Origin of the sequence: Fodinicurvata halophila (assembly GCF_042651425.1) — a bacterium.
Lineage (GTDB): Bacteria > Pseudomonadota > Alphaproteobacteria > Kiloniellales > DSM-21159 > Fodinicurvata > Fodinicurvata halophila.
This window is the reverse complement of the sequence record NZ_JBHSCW010000007.1, coordinates 245,967-258,656: the sequence shown is the minus strand read 5'-3', so window position 1 is coordinate 258,656 and position 12,690 is coordinate 245,967. Positions and strand designations below refer to the sequence as shown.

Annotated in this window: 12 protein-coding genes; 3 read left to right on the top strand and 9 right to left on the bottom strand. The window is 67.1% G+C overall.

All coding sequences use genetic code 11. The features are described 5' to 3' along the window. Window positions 1-5: 5 nt before the first annotated feature. The 8 genes from ACFOW6_RS13440 to ACFOW6_RS13405 form a co-directional block, all read right to left on the bottom strand. Complete coding sequence (locus tag ACFOW6_RS13440) at window positions 6-995, bottom strand: hypothetical protein (RefSeq protein WP_382422898.1); 990 nt, start codon at window positions 993-995, stop codon at window positions 6-8. 100 nt (window positions 996-1,095) lie between these two features. Beyond that, complete coding sequence (gene rfbA, locus ACFOW6_RS13435; protein ID WP_382422897.1) at window positions 1,096-1,884, bottom strand: glucose-1-phosphate thymidylyltransferase RfbA; 789 nt, start codon at window positions 1,882-1,884, stop codon at window positions 1,096-1,098. Further along, window positions 1,881-2,819 carry a dTDP-4-dehydrorhamnose reductase gene (gene rfbD / locus ACFOW6_RS13430; RefSeq protein ID WP_382422896.1) on the bottom strand — a complete coding sequence of 313 codons (939 nt, stop codon included), beginning with the start codon at window positions 2,817-2,819 and terminating at the stop codon, window positions 1,881-1,883. Before rfbD ends, rfbA begins: the two co-directional genes overlap by 4 nt. Further along, window positions 2,816-3,895, bottom strand: a complete 1,080-nt coding sequence (gene rfbB / locus ACFOW6_RS13425; protein ID WP_382422895.1) for a dTDP-glucose 4,6-dehydratase — start codon at window positions 3,893-3,895, stop codon at window positions 2,816-2,818. Before rfbB ends, rfbD begins: the two co-directional genes overlap by 4 nt. 36 nt (window positions 3,896-3,931) lie before the next feature. After that, the gene (gene rfbC / locus ACFOW6_RS13420) at window positions 3,932-4,495 is read right to left on the bottom strand and encodes a dTDP-4-dehydrorhamnose 3,5-epimerase (protein ID WP_382422894.1); all 564 of its coding nucleotides are present in this window, start codon (window positions 4,493-4,495) and stop codon (window positions 3,932-3,934) included. A gap of 250 nt (window positions 4,496-4,745) precedes the next feature. Next, complete coding sequence (locus ACFOW6_RS13415) at window positions 4,746-6,071, bottom strand: hypothetical protein (RefSeq protein ID WP_382422893.1); 1,326 nt, start codon at window positions 6,069-6,071, stop codon at window positions 4,746-4,748. A 267-nt stretch (window positions 6,072-6,338) separates the two neighbouring features. After that, window positions 6,339-6,626 carry a HigA family addiction module antitoxin gene (locus ACFOW6_RS13410; RefSeq protein ID WP_382422892.1) on the bottom strand — a complete coding sequence of 96 codons (288 nt, stop codon included), beginning with the start codon at window positions 6,624-6,626 and terminating at the stop codon, window positions 6,339-6,341. Window positions 6,627-6,636: 10 nt separating this feature from the next. Then, the gene (locus tag ACFOW6_RS13405) at window positions 6,637-6,915 is read right to left on the bottom strand and encodes a type II toxin-antitoxin system RelE/ParE family toxin (RefSeq protein WP_382422891.1); all 279 of its coding nucleotides are present in this window, start codon (window positions 6,913-6,915) and stop codon (window positions 6,637-6,639) included. Window positions 6,916-7,248: 333 nt separating this feature from the next. On the opposite strand from ACFOW6_RS13405, the gene ACFOW6_RS13400 reads away from it, so the two are divergent. Continuing rightward, window positions 7,249-8,571 (top strand): UDP-glucose dehydrogenase family protein, encoded by a 1,323-nt coding sequence (locus tag ACFOW6_RS13400; protein ID WP_382422890.1) that lies wholly within the window; start codon window positions 7,249-7,251, stop codon window positions 8,569-8,571. Between the two features lie 299 nt (window positions 8,572-8,870). Here the strand turns inward: ACFOW6_RS13400 and ACFOW6_RS13395 are convergent, their stop codons facing one another. Further along, window positions 8,871-9,044, bottom strand: a complete 174-nt coding sequence (locus ACFOW6_RS13395) for a hypothetical protein (RefSeq protein ID WP_382422889.1) — start codon at window positions 9,042-9,044, stop codon at window positions 8,871-8,873. Between the two features lie 200 nt (window positions 9,045-9,244). Here ACFOW6_RS13395 and ACFOW6_RS13390 point away from each other — a divergent pair, with 200 nt between their 5' ends. After that, a complete protein-coding gene (locus ACFOW6_RS13390; RefSeq protein ID WP_382422888.1) occupies window positions 9,245-9,505 on the top strand; it encodes a hypothetical protein in 261 nt (86 codons plus the stop codon). 336 nt (window positions 9,506-9,841) lie between these two features. Then, the gene (mutS, locus tag ACFOW6_RS13385) at window positions 9,842-12,475 is read left to right on the top strand and encodes a DNA mismatch repair protein MutS (protein ID WP_382423012.1); all 2,634 of its coding nucleotides are present in this window, start codon (window positions 9,842-9,844) and stop codon (window positions 12,473-12,475) included. Window positions 12,476-12,690: the final 215 nt, after the last annotated feature.

The window sequence follows — 12,690 nt, the reverse complement described above, 5'->3', positions numbered from 1 at the left end:
GTTTCCTACAGATTCTGTAACAGGCTGCGGATCTGTCCCGCCACGGTGGCGGGTGCGAAGCTGGGGCACAGACTCTCCATCACCTGCAGCCCGCGGCGCCATTCGGGGCCACCAAACTCCTCTCGTGCCCGCTCCGCCAGGGCGCGAACCGAGGCCAGGTCGCTGTCCGCCACCAGCCAGGGATAATCCCGGCCCAGGTAATGCATGGCATCGTTCTCCTGCACCGACACCAGGATGTTGGCGCCACAGGCGGCCGCCGTGAAGCCCTTCAGGAAGGGCTTGAAACTGCTCGCGCGCCGCCCCTGCCGCACGGCATAATGCATGCTGTAGTCGGGCAGGTGGTCGCGCCACGTCCCGTTCATATCCCGGTTGTCCAGGAAATGAAAATCCACCAGATCGATCAGACGGTCACGGTGGCGGGCGTTGTCGGCGTCGCCGAAATAGCCTAGGCGAAAGTGCTCCTGCTGCGCGTGTAGGCCTTCGATGGCCGGATCCACGTGGTGGGTCACCAGGTGTACCATCCGGTCCGGCCACCAGTTCATGTAATACTGCAACTGCGCGATGGACGAGGCGATATAGACATCGATGTGGTCCGACAGTTCCCGGCGTTCGGGATCGTCCAGGAAGTCGGCGCAGAGAATGTTGTTGTTGCGCTTCAGGTCGTGAACGTCCTGCAAGGTCGCCTTCTTCAGGTACCCCTTGGTCAGGAACAGCACGCTGTCACGGCACAGTTTGGCACCCCGCTCGTCGATGCAGTCGATATCGTAGTCTTCGCCCAGGTGGGCCTGCGCGATCTGTGCCAGCTGCTGCCCCCGCATGTTGCTGGAGGCCAGGGTCGCGAACTTGCTGTGAGTCACCCAAACCACCTTCGTGACGGCCGGGATGTGAACGCGGGGCACGAAGTCCGGATTGCCATAGCGCTGCACCGCGAACTTCGTCTGATAGAACAGGTCGCGCGCCCAGCGGGTTTTCAGGATCTTATAGCGTTTCGGCATGATTATTCTGTCGCGCGCCCACGCCACATAAACAGGGGCCGCATGGAGACGTACCCCGGGTGCTGCACAGCAGTATACACCACGTAAGCCGGAACTGGCATCAATCGATGAAACCCTGATAGCGCGCCACCTCCTCGACCGAAGCGATCTGAACCCCCTGACGGTGTTGCAGGGTGCGCACGAACTCCGCCGCCTCCAACAGGGAATCGTGCGTGCCGGTGTCCAGCCAGGCATAGCCGCGGCCCAGGCGTTCGACCTTCAACTCGCCCATCTCCAGATAGCGGCGGTTGACATCGGTGATCTCCAGCTCGCCGCGGGCCGAGGGTTTCAGATCGGCGGCAATGTCCACCACCCGGTTGTCATAGAAGTACAGGCCGGTTACCGCCCAGTTCGAGCGCGGCTGTTCCGGCTTCTCCTCAAGGGAGATCGCGCGGTTGTTATCGTCGAACTCCACCACGCCATAGCGCTGAGGCTCGCTGACGTGATAGGCGAACACCGTGGCGCCGGCCTGGTTGCCCACGGCGCGGCGCAGGGTGTCCGTCAGGCTGTGGCCATAGAACAGGTTGTCGCCCAGCACCAGGGCGCAAGACTCGCCGCCGATGAAGTCGCGCCCCACGATGAAGGCATCGGCCAGGCCGCGCGGTTCGCTCTGTTCGGCATAGCTGAACGACAGGCCCCATTGCGCCCCGTCCCCCAACAGGCGCTGAAACAGGGGCAGGTCCTGGGGCGTGGAGATGACAAGGATCTCGCGTATCCCCGCCAGCATCAGGGTCGACAGCGGGTAATAGATCATCGGCTTGTCGTATACGGGCAACAGCTGCTTGGAAACCGCCAGGGTCACGGGGTGCAGGCGCGTGCCCGCGCCGCCGGCCAGGATGATGCCCTTCATCTTGCTCCTTTCGTGGTCTGTATTGCCGGACTCTGGGCCGCCGCCGGCTCGGGCAACAAGCTGTCCAGCGTGTCGGACAGCGCCGCCGCCCAAGGGCGCGGGGTGATGCCATAGGTCTGTGCGATGCGGCGGCAGTCCAGCACCGAATTCATGGGCCGCGCGGCCGGGGTGGGATAGTCGCGCGTGGGGATGGGAGTCAGCCGCGGTACGTTCTGGCCGCGCGCCGCCACTTCTTCGAAGATCGCCTGGGCAAAGCCGTACCAGCTTGTGGTGCCGCTGTTGGCGAAGTGGAAGGTGCCGTAGGCGCCGCGTCCGGACAGCAGGCGCTCCAGGATGGTGACGGTGGCCGCGGCGATGTCGTCGGCCGCGGTGGGGCTGCCCCGCTGGTCGTCCACGATGCGCAGCTCGTCCCGTTCGGCGCCCACGCGCAGCATGGTCTTCACGAAGTTGTGGCCGCTATCGGAAAAGACCCAGGCAGTCCGCAGGATGACGTGCTGGGGCAGGGTGGCGCGCACCTCGACCTCGCCCGCCGCCTTGCTGGCGCCATAGACGGACTGCGGATTGATGGGATCGTCCTCCTGCCAGGCGCCGTCCTTCTGTCCGTCGAAGACATAGTCGGTGGAGATGTGAATCAGGGGCAGGCCCGCCGCCCGACAGGCCCGGGCCAGGGCCGCCGGCCCGTCGCGGTTCAGGGCATAGGCCGCCTCGGCCTCGCTCTCGGCCTGGTCCACCGCGGTATAGGCGGCGGCATTGACCACCGCCGCCCAGGGCCGCTCGGCCACGGCGGCCTGAACCGCCGCCGGGTCGGTCAGGTCCAGCTCCATCCGCCCGCGCGCCTCCGGGCGCAGGCCGGCGGGCCAGGCGGCCCGCAGCAGGGCCGTCGCCACCTGGCCGGAGCGGCCAACGATCAGGACGGGACGCACCTCTGCCGTCATTGCATGCCCGCCGTGCGCTCCATGTTGCCCATACCTAACCGCTCACCCTGGTAACTGCCGTCGCGCACCCGTTCCCACCAGTCGCGGTTTTCCAGGTACCAGGCCAACGTGCTGCGCAGGCCATCCTCGAAATCGTGGCGCGGGCGCCAGCCCAGCTCGCTTTGCAGCTTGCCGGCATCGACGGCATAGCGGAAATCATGACCAGGGCGATCGGTGACGAAGCGGATGCGTTCGGCATGGCTCTGGCCCGAGGTATCGGGCGCCAACTCGTCCAACAGGCGGCAGAGCCCCTGCACCACCTCCAGGTTCCGGCGCTCGGCATCGCCGCCGATGTTATAGGTCTCACCCGGGCGGCCGGCCAGCAGCACGCGCTCCAGCGCCTCCACATGGTCGTCCACGTACAGCCAGTCGCGCACGTTGCGCCCCTGGCCATAGACCGGCAGATCGCGGCCCTCCAGCGCGCTGATGATCATCAGCGGGATCAACTTCTCGGGGAACTGATAGGGGCCGTAGTTGTTGGAACAGTTCGTGATCACTGTGGGCAGGCCATAGGTGCGATGCCAGGCGCGCACCAGGTGGTCCGCGGCCGCCTTGCTGGCCGCATAGGGGGAGTTGGGGGCGAAGGCCGTGCCCTCGGTGAAGGCCCCGTCGTCGCCCAGGGCGCCATAGACCTCGTCGGTGGAAACGTGCAGGAAGCGGAAGGCTTTCCGCTGCGCCTCCTCCAGTTCGCTCCAATAGGCGCGCGCCGTGTCCAGCAGGACGTGGGTTCCCTGTACATTGGTGTGCAGGAAGTCGGCGGCGCCGTCGATGGAGCGGTCCACGTGGGTCTCGGCGGCCAGGTGCAGCACCGCATCGGGGCGATGCTGGCGGAAGACGCGCTGCATCGCCGGTGTGTTGCAGATATCGGCCTGGACGAAACTGTAACCGCGCAGGTGGGCCACGGGCTCCAGGGACTCCAGGTTGCCGGCGTAGGTCAGCTTGTCGACGTTGACCACCTCGACGTCGTCCTGCGCCACGAAATGCCGCACCACGGCCGAGCCGATGAAGCCCGCCCCGCCTGTCACCAGCAGTTTCACGCAATATCTCCTTTTCGATTTGGCACGTTCCGCGTGTCAGTCGTCATAAACAAACACCTCCGGCAGGTCCTTCAGAAGAGGCAATTTCCTGTCCTTTTCGGACAGCTTTGCGTCACGGCCGTTCAGCGGCCAGTCGATGGCGATGTCGGGGTCGTTCCAGGCCACGCCCATGTCATGCTCGGGCGCGTAGTAATCGCTGACCTTGTAGAGCACCTCGCAATCGGGCTCCAACGTGACAAACCCGTGGGCGAAGCCGATGGGCATCAGGATCTGGTTCCAGGCCGCGGCCGAAATCGTGGCGCTGACATACTGGCCGAAGGTCGGGGAGCCGCGGCGCAGGTCCACCGCCACGTCGAAAATGGACCCGCGCACCACGCGCACCAGCTTGTCCTGAGCAAAGGGCGGCGCCTGGAAATGCAGGCCGCGCAGCGTGCCCGCCTCGACCGACCAGGTGTGATTGTCCTGGACGAAGTCGATGTCGATCCCCGCCTCGGCCAGAACCTTCTTGTTATAGACCTCGGAAAAGAACCCCCGATCGTCGCCGTGCTTCCTGGGCGTCAACAGCTTGACCTCGGGAATGGCCAGCGCCGCAATCTCCATTGGGTCCCCTGATATAATGAACAGAATACACAGAAAATACCCTTTAAAATTTTAGGGTATCCACCTTATTTGCAACCTATCGGATTAGCCTACCCAAGCAAACAGCCATTTACAAGCCGGGCTTGTGAGTTCGGGCGGGCAGAAACAGAGTCATTTCAGGTACACCCATAGACGTCCTGTCGAGGCGGCTTGTCGCCAGTCAGGCCTTCGAAGCACCTCGGTACCGCCGGTCCGGCCGGGCGCCAACCCCCTACCCACCCCGCAGCCCGCGCAGCAGTCGGCCCGGCAGGCCCGGCAGCTTCCTCAGCTTGCGCCACAGGGGCGAGACCGGGGGTGGCGCGTCGGCCTGGGCCTCGAGGAAGCGGCGGCTGTGGTACTGAACGGCGGCCAGTTCGCTGCCGATGCGCGCCTTCTGGCGCGGGCTGAGGCGTTCGGGCTCCAGGCGCTCGGCGAACTTGCGCGCCTGTTGCAGGTTCTTCAGCAGCTTCTCGGGCATGGCCTGGCGGTTGGCGTCGATGCGGATCTGGTCCAGGCTGTCGGCCAGCTGTTGCGCGCAGCGTTCGGCCACCTCAGGCTGGCACAGCAGATCGGCCAGGCGCTGTGACAATTCTGGCGTCAGCTCCGCCTGGCTGCTGTCGGCCAGCCCTTCCGCTTGCGCCAATTCGAACAGCGCCTGGGGCGGCGCCCACTCCGGCTGCGGCTCGGCGAAGGGAAAGCCGTTCAACAGCTTCTGCCCCGCCTCCCCGCGCGTGTGGATCATGGCGAAGCCGGCCCAGAGCCAAGCCTCGCGCAGCGGCCCCTTGAGCGCCTTCAGCCGCTGGGTCAGCGCGACGAACAGCTCCCCGGCCTCGTCGTCGGCAATCTCGGCATAGGCGCCGGGCCGGCCCAGATAGTCGGCCAGATAGCGCTCGGCCAGGGCCAGCTCCTCCAGCTCCACCTCCAGGGCCGCCTGGTCGGGCAGGCGATAGCTCTCCAGAATGGCGTCCAGGGGCAGGTCCAGCTCGTCGCGCTGGCGGCGCAGCTTCAGGCGCCGGTTGGTCCAGCTATAGGCCAGCTTGGTCTCGGGTGCCAGTTGCAGGGCGGATTCCACATACTCGATGTCGGCGTCCGTCGTCTCGGGCGGCAGGACGGCCGCGCGCAGCCGGGCAAAACCGGCATAGCGCCGCGGGTCCTCGGCATGGAGCGCGCGCATGGCCGCCAGGCGCCGGTTGCCGTTCACCACCAGACCGCTGCGGGTGATCAGCAGCGGCTCGGTCTGCTGCGCCTGGGCGGCCAGCTCCTGATAGATCGGCCCGCGTGCGTCGCGCGCCAGCTCCAGCAACAGGGCGTGCAGCTCACCCTGGACCCAGTCGGCGGCGACGTCGCGGCGAAAGGCCTCGCCCGTCCAGCCCTTGCGCGCCAACAGCGCCTGTAGCTCGCTGATGATCCGCCCGTTCTCCGGCCGATAAAGCGGCAGCTCCAGCGGCAGCCGCACCACCGGCAGCTCGCGATACCCGCCGCGGAACAGCACGAACTGCGTCCCCTCCGCGGCGGTCTCGCAGGCCTGTGTGATCTGTGCCTCGCGGCTGTCAGTCATGCCTAGCCTCGCTGGTGGGTCATGGCCGGGCAGGGTAGTGCAGGAGGTGAGTGGGGGCAAACGGGGGCCGTTGGGGCCGGTGCAAGCCGCCGATCCTTCGAGACGCCGCCTTCGGCGGCCCTCAGGATGACGCCATTTCTTTTTGTGTTACGTCGAAGCCAGCAAAAAACCGGCGTCATGGTGAGGTGCCTTGACGCCAGTCAAGGCCTCGAACCATCCCGGCACAGGCGATTGGACCGGGCTCAGTCCCCCTCAACACCCCCGCGCTCAGGCGGCTGTCTCTTTCAAGGGCCGAACAGGCGGCTGCTTGTGCTGCTGCGCCAGCCAGAGGTCGTAGTTGGCTTGCAGGTTGATCCAGAAGCGCGCCGTGCTGACGCCCGCCATTTCCAGGCGCACCGCCAGGTCGGGGCTGATCCCGGCCTTGCCGTTCAACACCCGGGACAGGGCCGCGCGCGACATGGACAGCCGTTCGGCGGCCTCGGTCACGGGCAGGTCCAGTGGCTCGAACACCGTCTCTTTCAGGATCTCGCCCGGATGGGGATGGTTGTGCATCATGGGTCAGTCCTCAGTGATAGTCTTGATAATCGACAAGCTCGACATCCGTTCCGACAAACCGGAAGGTGACCCGCCAGTTCCCGTTCACCCAGACCGACCAGTGACCTTTCAACGCCCCTTTCAAGGGGTGCAGACGCAAGCCGGGCTGGTTCAAGTCCTTCGGTTCGTTCGCGGCATCGAGCATCGCCAGTATCATGGCAAGCTTTCTACTGTGCGTGGCCTGGATGCCGCGGGTCGAGCCGGTGCGATAGAAGCGCTCCAGGCCCTTGTGCCGAAAGCCGATGATCATGGCACGAAGTGTAGCGCGTAACGTTACGGGCTGCAATGCATTGGTGAAACGGTTGGGCTGGGGAGAATGCCAACGGAGCGGCCTGACCTTGTGGCCGACCCTTCGAGTGCGCTGCGCGCAGCCTCAGGATGACGCCATCACTTATTGTTTCCTGCCAAAACCCGCACAAAACCGGCGTCATGCTGAGGAGCATGGCCCGAAGGGGCATGCCTCTAAGCACCGGCACAGCCCTGCCACAACCACCCCCTTTCCTCCGCCGCCCGAGCGGCGTAAAAAGCAGGCGATTCGACCGGCCTGTCGCAGGCCCTCTGCCATGAAGGGAACGTCTCGTCCATGAACATCACCATGATCGGCACCGGCTATGTGGGCCTGGTCTCCGGCGCCTGCTTTTCGGAATTCGGCTGGAACGTCACCTGCCTGGACCGCGATGCGGACAAGATCGCGGCGCTGGAGGACGGGCAGATCCCGATCTACGAGCCGGGGCTGGAGCCGCTGGTGGCGCGCAACGTCAAGGCCGGGCGCCTGCACTTCACCACCGAGCTGAAAACGGCGGTCAGGCACGCCGACGCCGTTTTCCTGGCCGTGGGCACGCCCAGCGACCCGCACGGTCGCGCCGACCTGTCCTTCATCCATGCCGCCGCCGACGAGCTGGCGGATGCCCTGGAGGGCTTCACCGTCATCGTCACCAAGTCCACGGTGCCCGTCGGCACGGGGCGCGAGATCGCCCGGCGCATCCGCGCGCGCCGGCCCGAGCTGGACTTCGAGATCGCGTCCAACCCCGAGTTCCTGCGCGAGGGCGCGGCGGTGGAGGACTTCCTGCGCCCCGACCGCGTCATCCTGGGCGTCGAGGGCGAACGCGCGGCCGAGCTGCTGCAGACGCTCTATCGCCCCCTGGCCCTGCTGCAGAAGCCCATGGTGATCACCGGGCTGGAGACCGCCGAGGTCATCAAGTATGCCGCCAACGCCTTCCTGGCCACCAAGATCACCTTCATCAACGAGATCGCCGACCTCTGCGAGAAGGTGGGCGGCAACGTCCAGGACGTGGCCCGCGGCATGGGCCTGGACGGGCGCATCGGGCCCAAGTTCCTGCACGCCGGCCCGGGCTTCGGCGGCTCCTGCTTTCCCAAGGACACCCGCGCCCTGGTCCAGACCGGCCAGGACGCCGGCGCCCAGCAGCATATCGTCGAGGCCGTGGTGGCGGTGAACGAGGCGCGCAAGGCGGCCATGGCCGACAAGGTGGCCGAGGCCTGCGGCGGCGCGCTGTCGGGCAAGACCATCGGCCTGCTGGGTGTCACCTTCAAGCCCAACACCGACGACGTGCGCGAATCCACCGCCCTCGACCTGGTCCCGGCGCTGCAGCAGGCCGGCGCCACCGTCCAGGCCTTCGACCCCGTGGGCATGGACAACGCCAAGCCCCTGCTGCCCGACGTCGCCTGGCAGGAAGACGCCTACGCCACGCTGGAGGGCGCCGACGCCCTGGTCCTGCTGACCGAATGGAACGAGTTCCGCGGCCTGGACCTGGCCCGGGTCAAGCACCTGCTGGCCCAGCCCGTGGTCGTCGACCTGCGCAACGTCTACACGCCCCAGGAAATGAACGCCGCCGGGCTGGACTACTACAGCGTGGGGCGCCCGCCGATGCGGGTGATCGAGGGGTGAGGTGGGTTTATCTAACTGGTCATAAAATATAAAAATGACCTCATCCTGAGGCGCGAGCGGTAGCGAGCCTCGAAGGAGCCTGGCCAGGCGGTGCGGTTAGCGTTTTTTCTAGGCCCGACCGCCCGTGCCAAGGTGCTTCGAGGCCCTGCCTGTCGGCAGGGCACCTCAGCATGACGTCGGTTAGTGAGTTGAAATTAAAGAAAAAAGGCGTCATCCTGAGGCGCGAACGCAGTGAGCCTCGAAGGATGCCGGCACCGCCGGTGCCGCTCACCAGACCCCACTGCCTACATTTCTGCGCTTCAAGGTTCGTCACGCCGCAAAGCGTCTGCACGGCGCCGGGCAAAGTGCCGCTGCACCTCCTCTTCCGAAAGATCGGGGCGTGTATCCTGCAGGGCTTCATGCACCCTGGCCCGAAACCAGGCCGCATGCTGTTCAGGGTCGACGCCACTCTGGACCAGGAAGTTGTGTGCCATGACCATCCCTCCTGAATGACGGGTGCAGGCAAGCCTGTTCTCAATGTAATGCAGTTGCATGACATTTTCCAGTATCACGCCCTAACTTGCAGGAGCGTATGCTCTCGCACGTATGCTTTGATATGTTGCCGTTTTTGGTTGGGGCTTTCCCAAGCGTCCCGCAAACTTGCAAAATGGTGCCTTCAGCGAGGTGAAAAGCGATGATCAGGATCTATCGGAGAGACGCCTTCGCTTCAGGCGGCGTTGATCTCTGTCTCGGGGGGTGGAAACAGGGCCTGAACAAGGTCGAGATGACCCGGACCCTGCGCGCCGGCGGCCTCGGACTCAGCCAGGCATCACAAGCGACAGGGCAGCTGCTGGAGGGCGCCGACGTCCGCATCCACCTCTCTCAATTCTCCAGCTTCGAGGACGCGCGCAAGACGCTTTGCCGGGTCGGAGTGGAGCAGGTGACGCAAGCCTAGACGCCAGGCCCCGCCGCCGGTGCCAAGGTGCTTCGAGGCACGCCCCTTCGGGTCGAGCACCTCAGCATGAGGTAGGTTTTATCTAACTGATAATAAAAGATAAAAAGTATCCTCATCCTGAGTCGCGGAGCGCGTGAGCGCGTAGCCTCGAAGGAGCTGGGCCAGGCGGTGTCGTTCGCGCCTTCCAAGTCCCACCGCCCGCCTTCCCCACTGGCGTGACTCCGGCATCTCCGCTAGAAGGGTGGCACCGCTTCCCTTCACCTGACGATCGCCCGAGCGCCCGTGTCCGAACGTTCCGCCGAGACCGCCGAAGACAGCCCTGCCGCGGCCACGCCGATGATGGCGCAGTACCTGGAGATCCGTGCGGCGCATGCCGATTGCCTGCTGTTCTATCGCATGGGGGACTTCTACGAGCTGTTCTTCGACGACGCGGCCCAGGCGGCGGCGGCGCTGGACATCGCGCTGACCCGCCGGGGCCAGCATGCGGGCGAGGACATTCCCATGTGCGGTGTGCCGGTGCATTCGGCCGAGAGCTACCTGGCGCGCCTGATCCGCAAGGGCTTCAAGGTCGCCATCTGCGAGCAGACCGAGGACCCGGCCGAGGCGAAGAAGCGCGGCGCCAAGTCCGTGGTGCGGCGCGAGGTGGTGCGCATCGTCACGCCCGGCACGCTGACCGAGGACGAGCTGCTGGATGCGCGCGCCCACAACTACCTGGCCGCGCTGGCCGAGGCCGGCGGGGCGCTGGGCCTGGCCTGGCTGGACATCTCCACCGGCGACTTCACGCTGACGACGGTGGGGCCCGATGGCCTGGGCGCCGCCCTGGCGCGGGTCGAGCCGGGCGAGCTGCTGCTCTCGGAGAAGCTGGCCGAGCGCGACGGCCCGCTGGCCGAGGCCCTGGCCGAATGGTGCCCGCGCCTGACGCCCCTGCCGGTCAGCCGCTTCGACAGCACCAATGCGCGTCGGCGGCTGGAGGAGGCCTTCTCGGTGGGCACGCTGGCGGCCTTCGGCGAGTTCTCGCGCGCCGAGATCGCCGCGGCCGGCGCCCTGCTGGACTACCTGGAGCTGACCCAGAAGGGCAAGCGCCCGCACCTGCAGCCGCCGCGCCCAGCCGGGGCCGGCGGGCAGATGCAGATCGACCCGGCGACGCGGCGCAACCTGGAGATCATGCGCGGCGCCGAGGGCGGCCGGGCCGGCAGCCTGCTGGCCACCATCGACCGCACGGTCACCGGCGCTGGCGCGCGCCTGCTGGCCGCCCGGCTGGCGGCACCCCTGACCGACGCTGGCGGGATCGAGGCGCGACTGGCAAGCGTCGCCCACCTGCTGGAAGGGAACAACCTGCGCGCCGACCTGCGCGCCAGCCTGAAGCGCAGCCCGGACGTGGAACGCGCGCTCTCGCGCCTGTCGCTGGGCCGCGGCGGACCGCGCGACCTGGCCGCCGTGCGCGACGCGCTGGGCGTGGCCGCTGCGGTTGAGGAGCACCTGGCCGAGGTCGACGCGCTGCCGGACGAGCTGGCCCGGGCGCGCGACAGCCTGGGCGGGCAGGAGGCTCTGGCCGAGCGACTGGGCCGGGCGCTGGGCGACGAGCTGCCGCTGCAGGCGCGCGACGGCGGCTTCATCGCGAGCGGCCATTCCGACGAGCTGGACGAGCTGAAGCGCCTGCGCGACGAGAGCCGGCAACTGATCGCCGGGCTGCAGGCGCGCTACGCCGAGGACACCGGCATCTCTTCGCTGAAGATCCGGCACAACAACGTCCTGGGCTATTTCATCGAGGTGACCAGCGCCAACGCCGGGCGCATGCCCGACGGGCCCGAGGCCGGCTATATCCATCGCCAGACCCTGGCCAGCGCGGTGCGCTACACCACCGTGGAGCTGTCGGAGCTGGAGAAGAAGATCCTGTCGGCCGGCGACAAGGCTCTGGCGCTCGAGATGCAGCTGTTCGGCGAGCTGGTGGAGGCCACCCTCGCCGAGGCCGAGGCCGTCACCGCGACGGCGCGCGCCCTGGCGGAGATCGACGTGGCCGCCGCCCTGGCCGAGCTGGCCGGGCACGAGGGCTGGTGCCGGCCCGAAGTGGAGGAGAGCAGCCGCTTCGAGGTGACGGGCGGGCGCCATCCGGTGGTCGAGGCCGGCCTGCGCCAGGCGCAGGAGGGGCCTTTCGTGGCCAACGACTGCGCCCTGCAGGACGACAGCCGCCTGTGGCTGGTGACCGGCCCCAACATGGCCGGCAAGTCCACCTTCCTGCGCCAGAACGCGCTGATCGCCATCCTGGCCCAGATGGGCAGCTTCGTGCCGGCCGAGAGCGCCGTCATCGGCACGGTGGACCGCCTGTTCAGCCGCGTCGGCGCCGCCGACGACCTGGCGCGCGGGCGCTCCACCTTCATGGTCGAGATGATCGAGACGGCGGCCATCCTGAACCAGGCCGGCCCGCGCGCCCTGGTCATCCTGGACGAGATCGGCCGCGGCACCGCCACCTTCGACGGCCTGTCCATCGCCTGGGCCTGTGTCGAGCACCTGCACGAGGTCAACCGCTGCCGCGCGCTGTTCGCCACCCACTACCACGAGCTGACACGCCTGACCGCGCGCCTGGCGGCGCTGTCCTGCCACGCCATGCAGGTGCGCGAGTGGCAGGGCGAGGTGGTCTTCCTGCACGAGGTCGGGCCGGGCGCCGCCGACCGCTCCTACGGCATCCACGTGGCCCGCCTGGCCGGCCTGCCCCAGGCCGCTCTGACCCGCGCGCAGGAGGTGCTGGAAACCCTGGAGCAGGGCGAGCAGGCCGGCGCGCTCGCCCGCCTGGCCGACGACCTGCCGCTCTTCGCCGCGGCGGAGACGAAGGCGCCGGGCCTGGCCGAGCCAGGCCCCGACCCGCACGCTCCACTCGCCGAGCGCCTGCGGGAGACGAACCCCGACGACCTCACCCCCCGCCAGGCCCTGGAGCTGCTCTACGAGCTGCGCGGCCTGCTGACGGAAGAATAGTCGTTAATACACAAGCAGTGGCCTCATGCTGCTGAGGTGTCCAACCCAGCAGCGGGTCGGGGCGGCAAGCGCCCTGGCGCAGGCGGTCAAGCTGGGCTCATGCCAAACGGCAGGACCGGATTGCCTTAACCGAAATTTAGGAAGCCGTACGTATACTGACGATATGCATGCGGCCTATACCCCGCTTGCGTTCAACCATAGGCGCTTTTCGGGAG